15 protein-coding genes are annotated in these 18417 nt (G+C 62.0%); 11 read left to right on the forward strand and 4 right to left on the reverse strand.

Annotation, left to right across the window (positions count from 1 at the left end; translation table 11 throughout):
• From BM133_RS32610 to BM133_RS32655, 10 genes are all read left to right on the forward strand, one after another.
• On the forward strand, window positions 1-1890 hold a 1890-nt coding region (locus BM133_RS32610; RefSeq protein ID WP_093443414.1), incomplete at its 5' end, for a type VI secretion system Vgr family protein.
• Window positions 1891-1922: 32 nt separating this feature from the next.
• On the forward strand, window positions 1923-2864 hold the full coding sequence (locus BM133_RS32615) for a hypothetical protein (RefSeq protein WP_093443416.1): 942 nt from the start codon (window positions 1923-1925) through the stop codon (window positions 2862-2864).
• A gap of 41 nt (window positions 2865-2905) precedes the next feature.
• Complete coding sequence (locus BM133_RS32620) at window positions 2906-5860, forward strand: toxin VasX (RefSeq protein ID WP_143100281.1); 2955 nt, start codon at window positions 2906-2908, stop codon at window positions 5858-5860.
• A gap of 20 nt (window positions 5861-5880) precedes the next feature.
• Window positions 5881-8703, forward strand: coding sequence for a type VI secretion system Vgr family protein (locus tag BM133_RS32625; protein ID WP_093443420.1), 2823 nt, complete (start codon window positions 5881-5883; stop codon window positions 8701-8703).
• Complete coding sequence (locus tag BM133_RS34990; protein WP_143100282.1) at window positions 8700-9701, forward strand: hypothetical protein; 1002 nt, start codon at window positions 8700-8702, stop codon at window positions 9699-9701. Before BM133_RS32625 ends, BM133_RS34990 begins: the two co-directional genes overlap by 4 nt.
• Window positions 9702-9719: 18 nt before the next feature.
• Window positions 9720-10982 (forward strand): type VI immunity family protein, encoded by a 1263-nt coding sequence (locus BM133_RS32635; protein WP_093443424.1) that lies wholly within the window; start codon window positions 9720-9722, stop codon window positions 10980-10982.
• 175 nt (window positions 10983-11157) lie between these two features.
• Complete coding sequence (locus tag BM133_RS32640) at window positions 11158-12624, forward strand: hypothetical protein (protein WP_256219431.1); 1467 nt, start codon at window positions 11158-11160, stop codon at window positions 12622-12624.
• Between the two features lie 44 nt (window positions 12625-12668).
• On the forward strand, window positions 12669-13610 hold the full coding sequence (locus BM133_RS32645; protein ID WP_256219432.1) for a PoNe immunity protein domain-containing protein: 942 nt from the start codon (window positions 12669-12671) through the stop codon (window positions 13608-13610).
• A gap of 32 nt (window positions 13611-13642) precedes the next feature.
• On the forward strand, window positions 13643-13960 hold the full coding sequence (locus BM133_RS32650; protein ID WP_093443428.1) for a DUF2515 family protein: 318 nt from the start codon (window positions 13643-13645) through the stop codon (window positions 13958-13960).
• Window positions 13961-14039: 79 nt separating this feature from the next.
• On the forward strand, window positions 14040-14810 hold the full coding sequence (locus tag BM133_RS32655) for a hypothetical protein (protein ID WP_093443430.1): 771 nt from the start codon (window positions 14040-14042) through the stop codon (window positions 14808-14810).
• A gap of 53 nt (window positions 14811-14863) precedes the next feature.
• Here the strand turns inward: BM133_RS32655 and lipA are convergent, their stop codons facing one another.
• Genes lipA through BM133_RS32675 form a run of 4 tightly spaced genes read right to left on the reverse strand, consistent with a single transcriptional unit; the run spans window position 14864 to window position 17773 of the window.
• Window positions 14864-15847: a lipoyl synthase gene (gene lipA / locus BM133_RS32660; protein WP_093443432.1), complete on the reverse strand. Its 984-nt coding sequence runs from the start codon at window positions 15845-15847 to the stop codon at window positions 14864-14866.
• Window positions 15848-15854: 7 nt separating this feature from the next.
• Complete coding sequence (gene lipB, locus BM133_RS32665) at window positions 15855-16559, reverse strand: lipoyl(octanoyl) transferase LipB (RefSeq protein WP_093443434.1); 705 nt, start codon at window positions 16557-16559, stop codon at window positions 15855-15857.
• A gap of 12 nt (window positions 16560-16571) precedes the next feature.
• Window positions 16572-16883, reverse strand: coding sequence for a YbeD family protein (locus BM133_RS32670; RefSeq protein WP_093443436.1), 312 nt, complete (start codon window positions 16881-16883; stop codon window positions 16572-16574).
• Window positions 16880-17773 carry a D-amino acid aminotransferase gene (locus BM133_RS32675; protein ID WP_093443438.1) on the reverse strand — a complete coding sequence of 298 codons (894 nt, stop codon included), beginning with the start codon at window positions 17771-17773 and terminating at the stop codon, window positions 16880-16882. Before BM133_RS32675 ends, BM133_RS32670 begins: the two co-directional genes overlap by 4 nt.
• 157 nt (window positions 17774-17930) lie before the next feature.
• Here BM133_RS32675 and BM133_RS32680 point away from each other — a divergent pair, with 157 nt between their 5' ends.
• Entirely contained in the window at window positions 17931-18416 is a 486-nt protein-coding gene (locus BM133_RS32680) for an ATP synthase subunit I (protein ID WP_093443440.1), read from the forward strand.
• Window position 18417 lies beyond the last annotated feature (1 nt).

Here is an 18417-nt window from a genome sequence, read left to right on the forward strand (position 1 = left end):
TTCGAAGGCCAAAGCGCCGTGCGCACGCTGGCACCCGCCACCACCTTCACCCTGACCGGTCACGAGCAGCACGACAAGGACAGCGAAGAAGACCGCCGCTTCGCGGTGCTGGCCGTGCGCCACATCGCGCGCAACAACTTCGACGAAGCCCTGAAGGCAGGTGTCAGTGAACGCCTCGGCCTACCCAACATTGCCACCGTGTTCGATGCATCGGAGGACAGCGGCAATGCCACGGCGAATCCTGAGAGCGTCACGCATTACCGCAACGACTTCACCACCGTTCGCGCCGCCATCCCCTACCGCCCGCTGAGCGTGGATGGCCACGGCCAGCGCATCCACCCCAAGCCCAGCGTGCACGGCAGCCAGAGCGCGATCGTGATTGGCGTGGGCGAGAACGCCCCCGTGCACACTGAGCGCGACCATCGCGTCAAGGTGCAGTTCCACTGGCAGCGCGGCAGTGCCGCCAGCGCCCGACAACCCCGCTCAGACGGTCAGGACAACGCGCCCGCCGCCGACCGCCTGGGCGCCTGGGTGCGCGTGGCCGCCAGCGCTGCGGGCGACAACTGGGGGCAGGTCACCCTGCCGCGCGTGGGGCAGGAAGTGCTGGTGGAATTCCATCATGGCGACATCGACCGCCCGGTGGTCGTCGCAGCGCTGTACAACGGCGCCGGACAAGTCGATGCCCAGCACAACGAGAAATCCGCAGGCGCAGCGCAATCCACCGGCAACGCCCCCGCCTGGTTCGCCGGGGAAGGCAAGGAGGCCAAGGAGCACGCGCACAACGCCGTCTTCTCCGGCATCAAGACCCAGGAACTGAGCGCCAGCCAGAGCGGCGACGGTGGCTACAACCAACTGGTCTTCGACGACACCCCCGGCCAGGGCAGCACGAGCCTGGCAACCACGCAGGCACACAGCCGGCTGCACCTGGGGCATCACAAGCAGCAGGACGACAACGCGCGTGGCAAGGCCCGGGGGCACGGAGCTGAACTGGCCACGACCGCACAGGGCGCCATCCGCGCCGGCGCAGGGCTGCTGGTGAGCGCGCATGCGCAGCAGAACGCCAAGGGCGCGTTCATGGCCAGCCGCGAGGCGCAGCAGCAAACGAAACAGGCCGAAGAACTCGCGACCTCGCTGGCCAAGAGTGCGCAGACGCAGAAGGCGCAGATCAAGGGCGAAGAGGCGCCGGACAAGCTGCCGGCCATCGAGGCGCTGAAACACGTGGCCGAAGTACTCGGGGCGACGCAGGAAGGCAGTGCGGCGCAATCAGGCGGTGCGAACGGCAGCGGCGGCGACATCAAGGCCACCGAAGGTGGACAGGGCAGCGTCACCGCGTACAGCGAGCCGCACCTGCAGTTCAGCGCACCCATGGGCATCGGCTTCGTGACGCCGAAGGAGGCGATTGCGGTGAGTGGCAAGCACACCGCCATCGTCGCCCATCAGGACATCGACCTGCCGGCACAGGGCCAGATCGCGGTGAGCGTGGCCAAGGGCGTGAGCCTGTACACGCTCGGCGCCAAGGCGAGCGGAGGCGGCGAGCCCAACCAGGAGCGCGGCATCGCGCTGCACGCGGCCAGCGGCAGCGTGACGCTGCAAAGCCAGAAGGGCGCGACCAAGATCGCGGCGGACAAGAAGGTGACGATCGCCAGCACGACGAGCAACGTCGATGTGGAGGCGCCGACACACGTGCTGCTCACCAGCGCCGGGGCGTACATCAAGCTCGAAGGCGCAAGCATCAAGATCCACGCGCCGGGGAAGGTGACGTTCAGGGGGATGCATAACTTCGTCGGGCCGCAAGGAGACAGTGCGAGCAACAACCTGCCGCCGACCGACTACGAAGGCTGCGCAACCGCGATGCAGCAGGCGAGCGAAGTCGGCGATGCGCTGGTCTGATCGCGATCGGGCGACCTCCGGGAACCACCGACATGAATACACAAGGCACGCGCCAGATTCATGCATTCGATGGTTCGCAACCCGTGGCGGTATTCGTCGATCCATTTCTGTTCGATCCGCTGGAGAAGCACTCGCTGGTGTTCACGAAGGGACCGTCCGTCGTGCAGAAAAGGCTGCTTCGGGGTGCGTGGGAGCAACTGCCCGAGACGCAGATGCCCTACGTCCTGTGGATTTCCCTGAACAACGAAACGCGCGGACTCCTGCACGACCTGCAGGACATCGCGCGCGCCGAAGCGAACTGGATTCCGAAAGAGGGCGAATCTCAGACGCAGCCCCGCACAGTGGCCGGATTCGTCACGGGCGCGTTGGTCGGCCAGGGCCCGGAGAAGTTGAAGATCGTTTTCGGCAAGATGCGGCTCGTCACCGATTCGACCGGCAAGCACCGCGTCTTCAGATTCTGGGACCCGCGCGTGATGCAGCACCTTGCGATGAATGGCGGCAATCGGCCATCCATCGATCTGGGGACATTGCTGTACTCGCACGAGGAAGCGATGTCATGGTTCTATTTCGACTCCCTCGGGCGTCCCGCGCAGCACGACATCGTGTGCCGGCCGGTGGCTGCGGATGTGCCTTTCGCGAGAGGCCTGCAACTCGACGGTCGGATGGAAAGGGAACTGAAGCGCTGGGGCACCTTGAACAAGGCGCTCCTTCATGTGCTCGCTCAGGATGTGGACCGTTTCCGCGCGCTGGACATCGCCGAAGTCTTCGAGAGCGTTCTTGCGCCCAACCTGTTTCCCTTCGACGCCATGAGCGGACTGGACGAGGACGACAAGGCCGCGCTCGCTTTCATCCGGCACGCCACCGGCAGGGCCTTCGAGCACGACGAGACATTGATGCGAGAGGTTTTCGTGCGCAAGAAGCAAGGCTCGGGCGCCGCCTCGTTCATGCAGGACCTCGGCTATTTCCTCGCCTGAGTTTTTTTCGAAGCCAATCCAATTATCAAAAGCTCTGAAAAATGGCAACTCTCGAAATCTGTGAAGCGTGCAGCCGCGGAGATTGCTTTGCGATCTACCCGACGCGCTTTGGCGTCTATCCGTTCCTCCAGTCGATGCCCAAGATGGTTCATTGCGAGGACGATGCGCCCGACCATTTCTATCCCCACGCGAGCGTGCCGTTCCCGATGGAGGCGCTGCCCAACTACCTGCTGGGCACTCCACAGCCGTCGCAGCATTCGTTGACTGGCGGCGAGTGGGGATTGAAGGTCATCCAGAAGGCGTACGTCTATCTGTGCTTCAAGAATGCCGATGGCTCGACGCGCTTCTGGGAGTACTTTCGCGCTGACGAGAACGGCATCTTCACCCGCGTGCAGAGCGTTGGCGACAACGTCGAAGAGAGCCAGATCTTCTGCAGCCGAAGCGGACATGCGCTGTACAACAAGTTCATCCGCATCAGCCATGCGCACACGGGCAAGGTCGCCATCGGCTACTCGCTCAACTGGCTGACCAAGCCGCAAAGAGACGCGCTGCTGGCGAACGAGGCGGCGCTGATGACGACCATCGATCTCGACCAGTTGAAAGCCGGCGTTGTACCGGACAAGCAGTCGGGCGCGCTGGCGTACAAGGTGGAGAACGCCGAGTCCTTCGACAAGATCTTCGAGCACCAGAGCAGCACAGACGGGTCGTATCGGCGAACAAGCCCAGAGAACGATGTGCAGGAGTTGGACGCCGCGCACCCCGATCTGCACTTCCCCGAGTTCGCCACTTTCTATTCCGGAAAGATGGCGCTGTTCAGGGCGGGAGAATCGCCCACGATGTTCCAGCTGATGGACCGGTGCACGAAGGATGGCTCGGGCAACGCGGGCAGCGTGCCGATCATCCTCGGGCTGTTCGACCCGTTGGGCGTCGCCGAGGAGTTCAATCACGCGACTTCGCTGGCCATCGTCAACTACCAGATCTGGCAGGAAAACCATGCCTGGCCGCTCGGCAGCATCAGCGAATACGAGCGCATTGCCGGCGCGCCGGTGAACGAACTCATCGCTGCCGACGAGGCCTACAACAAGGCCGTCCAGGCGGAGTGGGAGCGCGTCAGCCGAAGCACGCACGATCTGATCCCCAACACCCCGCCAAGGCCCGAGAAACTCCAGCGGCTTGACGAGCACCTGCGCCCCAGCTGGACCGGGGAGGTGAAGGCGCTCATCGACCAGCAAGACCGCATCCGCAAGGTCATCGACATCCATGCGGCCAACCACCGCAACTGGATCGACCTGAAAGCCAGGAACTCGCAAAAGCGTGCGTTCGTGCTGGCCTGCGAAGTGTTCATGAGGAAGCAGGACGACCCGCTATTCGATCACGCGAGCGAGGCCTTTTCCGAGGGAACGTCGGTCCTCACGCATCCGGAATTCTGGGCCGAGCTGGTGCTCGCGCATGTCAAGCGGGAGAGCGACAACGTCTATTCCCGGGCCACGGCCTGGGCGCGCCGCGGCGCCATCTCGGGCAAGGAAACCGTGCGCGACGTGTACGTGAAGTTCTATCAGAAGCGGGTGGAAAATCTGCTCCTGGCCAGCGCTGAAATCACGCCCAAGCAACTCAAGGAAGAGCAGTACCAGGTTCTGGTCAAGGACATGATCGACCAGGAAGTGCGCGAACTCACGGTGACGGCCAACCGGGCCGCCTTCGCCTTTACCGCGATGAGCGCGATCTCGCAGATCTGGTTCATGTACATGAAGCGCAACGACCCGACGCCCGAGGGCCGCAAAAACAACTGGGGCCGCTTCTTCCTCACGCTGCTCGATGTGCGCTCGTTGTACCTGCAGTCCGTGACGCCTGGCGCGTTCTTCTATGACGAGGTCATCGCCGGCCAGAAGGTCAGCAACGGGCGGCAGCTGATTCAGGGCGCTTCGGTGCCGAACACGAAGGACGTTCGGCTCGACATTCGCTTCAAGCGGATGTTCTCCTCGACAAAGTCCGAAATCGTGAGCGTCGTGCCCAGGGCCGAGCTGGTCGAGACCGTGGCCGAGGCCGCCAAGCCAGCGCCGATTCCGAGGTACAACCTGGTCGAGTACTTGCAGAAGACATCGAAGATGTCGTGGCTGGCAACCGGCTTGCTGTCCGCCGGCAATGTCTGCTACTTCCTGGCCGCGCTCGACGCCCGGGAGCAGGCCAAGGGGCACAACAACCAGCAGCTTGCGTATTCGCAGACTGCATTGATGATCACGCTGGGCCTAGAGGTCACCCGTTCGCTGGCGACGCGGCTCTTCATGATGGAGGCCTGCCCGTTTCTTCTCGGGCCGTGGGGTGCGGTCATTTTGATCGTGCTGTTCCTGGGCATCTTCATCTGGCAGCAACTCATCGAAACCAGCGAGATCGAGCCCTATGGGCTATTCCTGCGGCGCACGTATTTCGGCAACGGCGAACTCGACCGAAGGCACGAGCACTTTTCCCGTCGTGAAATTTTCTTCGAGCAATACCCGTCGCTGGATGCCGAGCGTCTCGGCTTCATCAAGGCACAACACGCGATCCGCGTGACCTACCGGGTGGACGACGAGAAGGCGGACTTCAAGTTCACCTTCGACAACCCGGAGTCGGGCGCGGTCGTCAACGTGTATTTCGACGCCAATGGCAACGGCGAGCGCAAGCAACTGGTGGGGCACTACGAGTTCGGCCTCGTCACGGTGCAGGGCGGCATGACGACCTATGGCAATACATGGGTGAGCCGCGTGGTGCCGTTGCTGCCGAATCAAAGGAACCTGCAGGACATCGAGAGATTTCAGGCGGACCGCATTCTTCCGATGTTGACGAACGAAGGGCTCACGGTGAAGAGCAACTCGACGATCGGGCGGTGCATGTTCTCGATCGACTACATACCGCGCGCCGCCGAGCATGACTACTTCGTGAACGCGATCTTCATCGATCATCGGGGCGAAGACGAGATCTACATCGAATCGGACGAAGACCGGACCTACCGGCAGTGACAACAGGGAGGGAGCAATTCATGTCAGACACTTCAAATGCCTTCATGCCGACGTATGGCGCCGCGCCATGGACGTCCGAAGGCCTCAACGTCGCGCGCCTCTCCGAGCAGGCGCGCCTCATCAAGCTGCAGTTGCCGCAGGCGGCGCCGCAGAACGCCGTCGTCGTCGAACGCTTCACCGCCACCGAAGGCGTCAACGAACTCTTCGCCTTCACCATCGACACCCTCGCCACGTCGAGCGAGTTCGACCCGTTCGCGCTGATCGGCGAGGAGCTGAGCCTGCGCCTCCTGCTGGCCAACGGCAGCTTCCGCACCTGGCACGGCTACCTCACGGCCGTCGATGCACTGGGCGGCGATGGCGGACTCGCGCGTTATCGGCTGCACCTGCAGCCCTGGCTCGCCGTCTTGGGCCTTCGCCGCGACAGCTTCGTGTACGCCGCCAAGAGCGTGCAGGACATCGTGAGCGAGGTGTTCGCCGACCACACGAGCGCGAGCTTCACCTTCGAGGTCACGCAGGAACTGCCCGTGCGGCCGACCTGCGTGCAGTACCGCGAGTCGGACCTCGCCTTCGTGATGCGCCTGCTCGCCGAGGAAGGCCTGAGCTTTCGCTTCGAGCACGAGCAGACGAAAGCGGAGGGCGGTGGTGGCAGCGCGGACAACAACGCAGCGCCGTCGCACCATCGCCTCGTGATCTTCGATCGCGAAGCGAAGGCGCCCGACTGCGCGCTGCCCGAGATCCGTTTTCACCGCGTCGACGCCACCGAGCAAGAAGACGCGATCACTGCATGGAGCAGCCGGCGCCAGCTCGCGAGCAACGCCGTCACGCTGAACGCGTGGGACGCCAGCGTGCTGCAGGCGCCCACGGGCTCGACGCAAAGCGCGTTGGCCATGGGCGACGTGCCCGTGCTGGAGCACTACGACGGCGCGGGCTCGCAGCGCTACGCCAACAACGCCGCAGCTGCGCGGCGTGCCGAGAACCAGCTCGTGGCGTTCGAATCACGCATCAAGCGCTACAGCGCCGGCGGCAGCGTGCGGCAGCTTGGCGCGGGCGAGCGCTTCACGCTCACGCAGCATGACCGCTACGAGGGCCAGAAATTCGTCACGCTGCGCGTGCACCACGAAGCTGCCAACAACCTCGGCGCGCAGGCCGCGCAGGTGCTGGAGGCCGGCGAGCTCGAGAAGGGCAGCTACCGCAACAGCTTCGAGGCGCAGCCTGCAGAAGCGCAGGTCGCGCCGGTCTGGCGGCCCAAGCCCACGGCGCCCGAGGCGATGGTCGCGCTCGTGGTCGGCGCCGATGACGACGAGGCGCCGACCGCCGTCCACACGCAACGCGATCACCGCGTGCAGGTGCGCTTTCATTGGCAGGCGCAGCGCGCGGCAACGCAACAACAGTCAGCGCAGAGCGGGCAGGGCAGCCTTGTCGCGGCCGGCCGGCATGCGAGCAACCGCCAGTCGGTGTGGCTGCGCGTGGCCGCACCGGTGGCCGGGCCGAACTGGGGCGCGCACCATCTGCCGCGTGTCGGCTCGGAGGTGCTGGTGTCGTTCATCGAAGGCGACATCGACCGGCCGGTGGTGAGCCAGCAGCTCTACAACGGACAGGACCTGCCGCCGTGGTCGGCGAGCACCGATTCGTCGGCCAACCACGCGGGCGTGCTCTCGGGCTGGCACAGCCGCGCGCTCGATGGCAGCGGCTACAACCAGTGGATCGCGGACGACGCGCCTGGCCAGGTGCGCACGCGGCTTGCGAGCTCGCATGCGGCGAGCCAGCTGAACCTGGGGCATCTCAACGCGCAGTCGCCCGACGAGAGCAATCGCGGGGCGTGGCGCGGCAGCGGTGCCGAGCTGCGCTCCGATGCGTGGGTGGTCACGCGTGCGGGCGAAGGTCTGTTGATTTCGACGCTGGCGCAGGAGCGGGCCGCAGGCAGCGTGCAGGACACCGCGAGCGTGCGCGGCCAACTGGCCGGCGCGCTGCGCGAGTCGCAGAACCTGTCGGACGCGGCCGGCGGTGCGAAGGCGTTGGCGCTGAAGGCGACGGCGCTGCTGCAGCCGCTGATCGACGACATCGATCCAGAGAAGAACGGGCACTACCCCGGCAGCGTCAATGGACAGGATGCGCGGGAGCCGAAGGGTGGTGAAGGCGCGGATGCGCGTCAGGGCCAGGACCCGGTGCCCGCATTCGCACGGCCGCTCATGGTGCTCGATGCGAACATGAGCTTGAACATGGCCACGCCCGCGAGCGCGACGGTGTTTGCGGGCGAGGCGATCCACTGGACCGCGCAGGAGCAGGCGCATATGGCGGCGGGCAAGACGGTGAGTTTTGCGGCTGGCAAGTCGATGGGCTTGTACAGCCATGAAGGTGGCATTCAGGTGATCGCGCAGGAGGGTCCGGTGAGCGTGCAGGCGCACACCGACGAACTCGAATGGCTGTCCAAGGAAGGCTTCACGGTCACGAGCAGCAACGACGAGATCCACGTGCTGGCCAAGCAGAAGATCACGTTCAAGGGCGGGCAGACGAGCATCGAGCTTGATGGGGCGAACATCACGTTGAAGATGCCGGGGTTGTTGGATGTGAAGGGGACGACGAAGAGCTTCGTGGGGCCGAAGGGTGCGCCTGCCGCACTGCCTGCGCTGCCCACAGGAAAAATCTACAGCGAGGGGTTCAAGTTGATCGAAAGCGCAACGGGCAAGGCTGCGGCGAACGTGCGCTACTGGATCACTCTCGCTTCGGGCGAAACCATTGAAGGTTGGACGGATGAAGAAGGGCGTACGGGCAATGTGGTGACCCAGACGCCTGAGCAGATCCGGCTGGAAGTCGAACAAGATGGATTGGATATCCAGGCATGAACGATCAAAGAACTTATCCCGTGCTTGACTTGAACGGAGAACGCCGTGTTGTTGGCCAAGGCATGACCACGGATGCGCCGACTGGGCTTCCCGCCTTTCAGGATCCCGTGAAGGAGTTCATGTGCGTAGTGATGTGTGCGTGCAGAAAAATCTATCAAGATGATCGGGAAGCTCCGGAGTCAGTGACAGACGGGGAATCGCCGAGTCCCGAAACTACGACCGCAGTAACCGAAACACCCGAAGAGGCAGTTGCCGAGACGCGGCGGATGCAGCAGAACTGTGTGTCCGGTCTGTTCCAGGCGCTCGACGCTGCGATCGACTACAAAAGCTGGGTCAAAGCCGAGGTCTATTACGACATGCAGGGATACAAGGCCCGTTTTCGAGGAGTCGGAGATAAGACCCCTGGTTGGCCTCAGCCGCTGATGTCCGGCAGCATATCCACGAAACCTCTAAGTTGGCATTGGGGTGTGATAAGCCACGTGGGACGGCGCAAAAACGTTCAACTATCGAGTCCCACATTCGAACGAAATGGAGCCTCATTGCGTCGACCGGACATTGTGCTTGTGCGAGATCCTGCGCGACCACCTGAAAGTCTCAACATCGCGATGATTTACGAACTGAAGTTCGACGAGCGCCGTGACGTGGCGCAAGAACAAGCCTATCAAGCTATCGTCAGGCGAGACGGTATTCGCGTGCAGACCATTGAAGTGAAAGACTGCCGTTGCGAAAAGCGCAAGGAGAGAATCCGCCAGATGACCCATGCGGAATTGATGGCATGGGCGGCCGCAGTCACTTCGGCGCTGGCCGCGAATGACAAAGACCGAAGGGGCGGAGGCATGGCACCTGTGACCGTCTCTGATGGTTTGGCCATTGTGGGCGCCCTCGCTGTGGGTGCGTTGGTTGTGGCTGCTTTGCCGGAGGCGGCGGTAAGCGCTTTAGGGCTCTTCTTCTTGCGCATGCTCGGAGTTGGGGCTGCTGTTGCTGCTGTACAGGAATGAACTGGAAACCTAGAAGTCATGTCAAACCACACCTATCCGCAGCGTCTTAAGCGGCTCGAGCCCTATGCCGAGCTATGGCGTGACGACAAGAAATTCGTCGAGCACAAGGCGGGCCTTTATGCAACCTTCTACTTCAAGCACACGCACAGTACAAGGCAATCTACGCAGTCGACGCGCCAAGCGTTGGTCGAATGCTGGAACGACTACTGGAGCGTTGTCGGTATAGAGCATTGGCGGTGGGTCTACGGATTCAAGAATGGTTCTGTTCCAAGCTATCGTGTGCCCACGGAAAAGGTGCCAAAGATAGAGAACTACATGGGTGATTCGGAACGGGCGAATGCCTACCAGTACTACGCAAGCGGCGGCAAGCATGATGACGATGCGAGTGAGTACATGTTTCATGTCCTTGCCACGTATGTCGATCCGGAATTTGCATTCGAACTCGCCACCCTTCGCTTGCAAGCTCCACTGGCATTCGTTACCAATGGCGACTTGCCGAAGTTCATTGCCCTGGTGAAGCGGTGCGCCACACGCCTGAAGGCGAACCAAGCGTATGGAGGGCTTGGTTTCTTGCGCACCTATAACGAGGAGAGCACAACTTGTCGGACCGAGGCGCAACTAGCGAAGGTATTCAGCGGAACCGACATCGACATACCGCATCGACTGGCGCTGCAGCTTGCGAACGGGTGGGATGGGCTCAAAGGTATTTCTGGCGCGCATTGGCTGAATTTTCTGGATGACGATTGGGTGACGCGATTAGGGGGGCTGGAGCACTTGCGGTCGCAGTTGCCGGAGGATTTGTTCAAAGTAGAAGCATGCCCTGGTGGCGTGTTTATCCAAGCGGGCGCCTATCCGGAGCCTGGCCACAAGGATGATGGGTTGCCGCCGCGTTATGTCTGGTTGAACCGGGTGCTCAAGCCAATCCGGTTGCCCGCAATGCAATACCACATGGGTGATACCCCGGGGCAACTCGCCTTGCCGGAAGATGCCTTGTCTTACTTCACGCGGTTCGACGCGGCCTCTGATGCATTGGGCAGCGAGTCGAACCAAGCTGCGAAAGGTAGCGATCTTTCTGTAGCTCCAAGACACCAAACATCTGCGGCGACTGGTCGCGTAGAAGGAGGTCAACCGTGCCCGCAATCCGGTTGGTGGTTCACTCCGGCAAAAGTAAAGTCGCGCCGCTACTTCAAAGCTGGCGAACTGATGCCAGCCATCGATGGCAGTGACTACGGTTCGACGTTCTGGCAATGGGATTTGGATCAGTCTGCTCCGAAGCTTTGAGACCGGAGGTAAGCCGTGTCCGCAGGATGGCTGGTGGTCCACGCCTGCCAAGGTTGGCAGCCGGCGCTATATCGAAGCTGGAGAGGTTATGCCCGTCATCGAAGGCAGTGACTACGGTGCCACCTTCTGGCAGTGGGATTCCAATCAGTCGGGGGAGCACTGATGGGATGGGCCGGTGCGAATCGATTGGTCGATATCAAATCCGCAGACGGATGCAGCCAAGGCAGTTGCGGGGCAGTGGCTGTCGAGGGTGAAGGGCTTTCACAATGACGATGACTTTCTGCATCTGACGCGTGACTTTCTCAGCTACGTGCTGAGCGGCGGCGAACGCTCGCGGATTGCGGATCAGTTGGGTTATTACTTCTCCGGCTTCATGCCGAGCTACGGGGCCGCGCGTACCTTGTTGAGCATGGCCGCAGACAGCCGGCCATGGAGCGAAGTGCAGGCCTTCATGCACAGCCAAAGTTATGGCGATGCGCGAAAGCACGTCGAGACCTTCGATTGGCGCGAAGGCGAAAAAAAGGCGAAGGCCGAGATCGATGCCTGGAAGGGGATCTTGCAGAAGCAAGTCAAGGGCATCGAGATGGCTGCATATGGAGAACCGGTCCTGCTGGCGCAGGCCAACCCGCAGCCACTGCCGAATGCGCCTGTGACAGATGTACCGCCAGCCAATGAGCCCTACATGCCCAGGGCGAGGCCGCCTTTGCGTCTCGTGCCTCCAGTGGAGCCGCCTCCCGTAGGCGGCCCCGGTGCTGGTGCTGCCGCGCGAGGCGCGCTGGCATTGCTGGCCGAGCCAGCGGCGATCGTGTTGTTCGTGCTCGTGATCGTGTTGACGCCCGGTAACGCATTCCAGAAGAACACGGAAGATGAAGACCTTCGGCGCTGGCGTGCCGAATACGAGAAGAAGCAGCAACTGCCGATTCCGGATGCGCCGCCTCAAGCGGATGCCGTAACCGATACGGCGAACAATGATTGCAAGCCGCAGAGCGAAGAGAACAAGAAGAACGGGACGGCGTGCGAGGAGGACGGCTATGTGCTGATGGAGCAGGCGTTGCAATACTCGAGGTTGGTCGATCCTCCCAAAGGCAAGGGATTGGACGGACTTTTCGAGAAGCGTTTGCCCTTCGATCAACCCAATCCGATGCCTGCGACGGTGACGATGCCCAAGCCGGGCAAGCTGATTTTCATTCCGCCTGCCGATAAACCGCCGCAGGCAAGATATGACTTCACCGGCAAGCCCGCGGCCAGCATTTACCCAAAGTTCGTGGTGTTCGAGGCGAAGCACATTGCCAAGACCTTTGACGAAAACGACGCCGAAGGTATCAAGAAGGAGACAAAAAATCGGCTGGGAAACACCTGTGATGGACAACAGATGGGAACGAGGTGGACCGCGAGACGTATTCCACAAGCACTCGAACGCCAATATCCGGGAGCAAAAAATAAGCCGCTTCGAATTGAAAAAACGGATGCGATCCGAGATGAGCGCTATGCAAGTTGGATTTTTGTGTGCTTGTCAGGCTCTGTCGGGAGCAGTACCAAGTTGTATGTCTTCATCGACGTGGCGGCGTCCGGTATGGACCTTGAAAGTAAGTTGCCGAAGGCTCGCAAGCCGTCTTCTGCCCCAACAGATTCAACATACTGAGCGAGCAAGCTATGGCATTTAAAGATATTCGAAGGCAAAAATTCTTGGACGAAGATCGCGCAAAAGAACGTGATGGCGACCTTACTGACGAGATCACAAGGTCGCTTCCCAGGATCGCGGATGAAACTCGAGTCCATGCAGCGCGCGGCGACTACGCTTGGAGCGTGGCCACGAGCACGCTTGAGCTACTCATTCTTCGCTATACCGCAGGCTATTCAATAACGGAATTGTCGCGGGATATTCCTTCTGTGATTGAGGCATTCGATGCATTCATCCCATTCGAAAATCCCCCCCCTTACGAGGCCCACACGCTGACGATCACCCAACTTGAGGCTTACGTCTACGTGATGTGGCTGTTGGCTTTATGTCGTCTGCTCGACCATGCTGAATTGATTCCGACGGTCATGAGTTGGCTCGACAAGAACGCCGAGTTCAACCGTGGTCGCGACGGTCTGTTCGAGGCCGTGGTGGAGAAGCTAACGGGTCGCAAAGAGCCCGTCGAGCGCGTGCTGCTGCATCCCGCCGCCTATCGCCCGCTCGCAAAGGCCACCGCACCCGATGCGCAAGATCGGCCAGCGCTGGTCAAGGAATTTCTGAACGGCTGGTACAAAAACATGACGGACTGCTATTGGCACGGCACACATACCGACAAGGAAGGTTCGTCGTACTTCGGCTATTGGGCTTTTGAGGCTGCACTGGTTACGGTGCTCTGGGATATTGATGACAGCAGCTATCGAGACCACTTGGTCTACCCGAAGGACCTTGTCGATTGGGCTCGAGAGCATCGAACGGAAGCTGTGCCGTCAGGCCCGAGTCGCACACCGGGAGGGGAGTCATGCTCGCAGGCCGGCTGGTGGTTCACTCCTGCACTGAAGGGAAGCCGGCGTTATTTCAAACAAGGGGAAGTGATGCCAGTCATCGAGGGGAGTGACTACGGTTCGACGTTCTGGCAATGGGATGCTGATCAGTCTGCTCCGAAGCTCTGAAACTCCGAACAAGCCCACGGCGCCCTGGGGCGATGGTCGCGTTCATGGGGGGCGCGGATGCTACAGGCGCCTTTTTGCTGCGTATGCTTGTCGTGGGCAGCGCAACGACAACCTACACGTTGTACTCCAGCGCTGCGCCGAAGAACAAGGATCCCAACTTGCAAATCACTTTCGATGCGCCAACGGCACCGTGGGACTATGTGACCGGACGCAAGGCTAGTCTGCCCAATCCAACGGATCGAATGGACTACGTAGCGAAGATCGCAAAAAAATTCAATGACCTGATGGCGAATAAGAGGGGTTACATGGAAGGCGAGTTGCGCAAGATCGGGAGTTGGATCGATGCTTGATCGGCGGACTTTGTTGGCGGCTACGGCTGCTGGCTTGATGGGCGGGCTCACGAGCTGTAGCAAGGAACGAGGACAGAAGATGGCAGAAATAAAATTTGACCTGGGCAAGAACATCCTGGAGACCGGCCGCGCTTCAGGCGTTCCGCAATTCGAGACGGACAACATCAACGGCTACATCAGCTATAGCGTCGCGCCCGTTCCGGAAACTGTTCCCGCGCGCTACACGCGCCCGGGATACGAGGTCGTTTGGCAGCCCATCTTTGCTTTCACGATGAACGCGGACGAAGGCCGGTTTCCGGATCGACGTGTGCAGTCTGTCGATCTCCAGCTCAGCAGCAAGATCAACCGAACGCATGAAGAAGCCCGAGCCTTCGTCGAGCAGACCATCGCGCAATTCCAGAAGGGCAGGTGGCAGCGGTATTTCAACCCGGTGTGGGACACGCTGCTGACGGGACGCTCCAGCCTGCTGGACGAGAGGGGCGAAATCGCATCGGACCAATACAACATCGATCCCGCGTACAAGATCCCTCCGGAAGACTGGCCTATCGTGGTCAGCAAAGGCCCCTTGTGGCGCTGGGTCGGCGATGGCGTGTTGGCCAGCTTGAAGGTCAATGACTACGGAAATTCCGATCGCGGGGTCGACTACCGAATGAATCTCGAATTCCATCTGCTGGACGTCAAGCTCCAGCGCGACGCGGAGAACGAGGCGAGGGACCTCCAGCAGGGCGATGCCAAGGGCTGGAACAGCACGGCCAAGCTCGAAGCGGACAAGAAAGAGCGCGCCGAGTTGAACAAGCGCCTGGAGGCCAACGCCATCCAACGAGGCGATTCGGTGGTCACGAAGCCGTGAACGACCCCGTGCCTGCGGCCTCGATCACGGCGCTTTGATGCGCCGTATTTGCCTCACACCCCAGCCGCGTGCGCCTGCTGATCCGCGTGATAACTGGACCGCACCATCGCCCCCACAGCCGCATGGCTGAAGCCCATCTTGTAGGCCTCTTCCTCGAACATCTTGAAGGTGTCCGGGTGCACATAGCGGCGCACCGGCAGGTGCGAGCCCGACGGTGACAGGTACTGGCCGATGGTCAGCATGTCGATGTCGTGGGCGCGCATGTCGCGCATCACCTGCAGGATCTCTTCGTCGGTTTCACCGAGGCCCACCATGATGCCGCTCTTGGTCGGCACGTTCGGGTGCAGCGCCTTGAACTTCTTCAAGAGGTTGAGGCTGAACTGGTAGTCGCTGCCGGGGCGTGCTTCTTTATAAAGGCGCGACGCAGTCTCCAGGTTGTGGTTCATCACGTCCGGCGGCGCGGCCTTCAGGATCTCGAGGGCCCGGTCGTCGCGGCCGCGGAAGTCGGGCACCAGGATCTCGATCTGCGTCATCGGCGAGAGCTCGCGGATGTTCTGGATGCAATCCACGAAATGCTGGCTGCCGCCGTCGCGCAGGTCGTCGCGGTCGACGCTGGTGATCACCACGTACTTCAGGCGCAGCTTGGCGATGGTCTTGGCGAGGTTGAGGGGCTCGTCCTTGTCCAGCGGGTCGGGGCGGCCGTGGCCCACGTCGCAGAACGGGCAGCGGCGGGTGCACTTGTCGCCCATGATCATGAAGGTGGCCGTGCCGTTGCCGAAGCACTCGCCGATGTTCGGGCACGAGGCTTCTTCGCAGACGGTGTGCAGGTTGCTCTCGCGCAGGATCTGCTTGATCTCGTAGAAGCGCGTGGTGGGGCTGCCGGCCTTCACGCGGATCCATTCGGGCTTCTTGAGCACTTCGCCGGTCTGCACGACCTTGACGGGGATGCGCGAGAGCTTGGCCGCGGCCTTTTGCTTGGCCAGGGGGTTGTAGGTTTCGGCGCTTTGCGCGTCGCGGACGACTTCGGTGGTGCTCATTGGATTGCTAAGGTGCCAGGAAGGTGGTGAGCTTTTGGCCCAGCACGCCGGCAGCTTCTTCCCATGTGGTTTGGATGCCGATTGTAGAAAGGTCGACCGTTTGCAGCCCCGCGTAGCCGCAAGGGTTGATGCGCGAGAAGGGTTCGAGGTCCATGTCGACGTTGAGCGCCACGCCGTGATAAGTGGCATGGCGGCTCACCTTGATGCCCAGCGCGGCGATCTTGCCGAGGCCGCGGAACGGGTCGCTGGCGGGCAGCGGGCCGGTCAAGGTCGCGTGGGAAAACGGGTCGTCGAGCCGTACGTAGATGCCCGGCGCGCCCGGCACGCGGTGGCCGGTCACGCCGAAATGCGCGAGCGTGCGCAGCACCGATTCCTCGATGCGGTAGACGTATTCCTTGACGAAGTAACCGGCGCGGCGCAGGTCGATCAGCGGATACGCCACCACCTGGCCCGGGCCGTGGAAGGTGACCTGCCCGCCGCGGTCGGTCTGCACCACGGGGATGTCGCCGGGGTTCAGGACGTGATCCTGCTTGCCGGCGATGCCCTGCGTGAACACGGGGGCGTGCTCGCAAACCCATAGCGCATCGGGCGTTTCGGGCGCGCGCTCCATCGTGAACTGCTTCATCGCGGCGAAGGTCTCGGCGTAGCCGACGCGGCCCAGCCACTGCGGCGCGATGGCGGTGTCCGCCGGGAGTTCTGCGACCGTCGTCATGAAGGGCTCAGTTCAAAGAACGACCTTGACCGACGGATGCCCCGAGAGCGCGCGATAGAGGTCGTCGAGCTGTTCGCGGCTGGTCGCGGTGACGGTGATCGTTACGCCGAGGTAATTGCCCGCCTTGCTGTCGCGCAGCTCGACCGTGGTGGCGTCGAAGGTCGGATCGAACTGCTCGGCGATCTGCGTGATCGCGTGCACCAGGCCATCGGTCTTGGCGCCCATGACCTTGATCGGAAACTGCGAGGGATATTCGATCAGCGATTCCTTGCGCGGATCGGGAATGGGTGCGGTGACTGCGTCGTCGGTGGTGTTCTCGGTCATGCAGTGGCTCCTTGCTTCTCAGCGTTGCGTTGCTTGGCCTGCTGGTAGGCGGCATACAAGCTCTTGTAGATGGGGCCGGGGTGGCCGTTGCCAATGGTCTTGCTGTCGAGGGTGACGACAGGCAGCACTTCCTTGCTGGCCGAGGACAGGATCAGTTCGTCGGCGCCGAACACTTCGTCGCGCGACACGCGGCGCAGCGCGAAGGGAATGCCGCCTTCCTGGCACAGGCGCTCGAGCAGGCCATAGCGGATGCCGGTGAGCACGAGGTTGTCCTTGGGCGGGCCGATGAGCATGCCGTCCTTCACGATCCACACGTTGCTCGACGACGCTTCGCTGAGCCAGTCGCCGCGGAACATGACGGTCTCGGCCGCGCCGGCCTCCACGCTGATCTGCCGCGAGAGCACGGCGCCCAGCAGGCTGGTGCTCTTGATGTGGGCCTTCTGCCAGCGGAAGTCGTCTGCCGTCACGCAGGCCACGCCCTTGGCGCGCACCGCGTCGGCCACGGGCGGCAGCGGGTTCACCATGACGAAGACGGTGGGCGTGAGGCCCTTGACCATCGCGTGATCGCGCGGCGCGACGCCGCGGGTGACCTGGAAGTAGACGGCTTGCGGTGCGTCGCCGCCGGGGGCGATCAGGCGCATCACGATCTCGCGCCATTGGGCGAGGGAGAGCGGGTTGACAATCTGCAACTCGGCCAGCGAGCGATCCAGGCGCGCCATGTGCTCCTCGAAGCAGAAGGGCTGGCCGCCGTAGACGGGAACGACCTCGTAGATGCCGTCGCCGAAAATGAAGCCGCGATCCAGGACGCTGATCTTCGCGTCGCGAAGGGCGGTGTACTCGCCATCGAGGTAACAAAGCGTGGCTGGCAGGGCGTCGGTGATAGGGTGCATGAAGGAATTATGGTTGCCTGCGCCGAGTCGGGTTCACGTCAGGTCTTGTGGCCATCGATTTGCAATCGTGACGCTCATGTGTCGGGAGTGGCTGGGTTTTTACTTATAATCAATGGCTTTGTAGAAATTCTGGGTCGTCATCCGGGCTTCATTCGAAATGAAAACAATCGCCCGACAGGACTCGGAGGTCGCTGAAGACCTCGACGCAGAATTCAAGCCGTTGACCGCCGATGAGGCGCGTGAACTGCGAGCAAAGAACCCTTCGGCCTCCCCTTGGCGGGTGGTCGCGGGTCAGTTGGTTGTCGGTCTGGTGGTGGCTCTGGCCATCTGGGGACTGACGGGGAGGCAAAATCTGGGTTGGTCCGCCGCTTACGGCGCGATCGCGGTGGTCATTCCAGCGGCGGTGTTCGCACGTGGGTTGACCGGCAGGTTCTCTTCCCTGAATCCAGGCACTGCGGTGTTCGGGTTCTTCCTCTGGGAAATGGTCAAGATGGCCTTGTCCGTGGCGATGCTGATCGCCGCGCCAAGGCTGATAACGGCGCTGAGCTGGCCTGCAATGCTGGTCGGCTTGGTGGTGACAATGAAGGCGGCCTGGTTGGCGGTGATGTTCTCGCCCCGGCGCCGGCAACAACGAGACGAGTAAC

It is taken from the genome of Variovorax sp. 770b2 (genome assembly GCF_900115685.1).
Lineage (GTDB): Bacteria > Pseudomonadota > Gammaproteobacteria > Burkholderiales > Burkholderiaceae_C > Variovorax.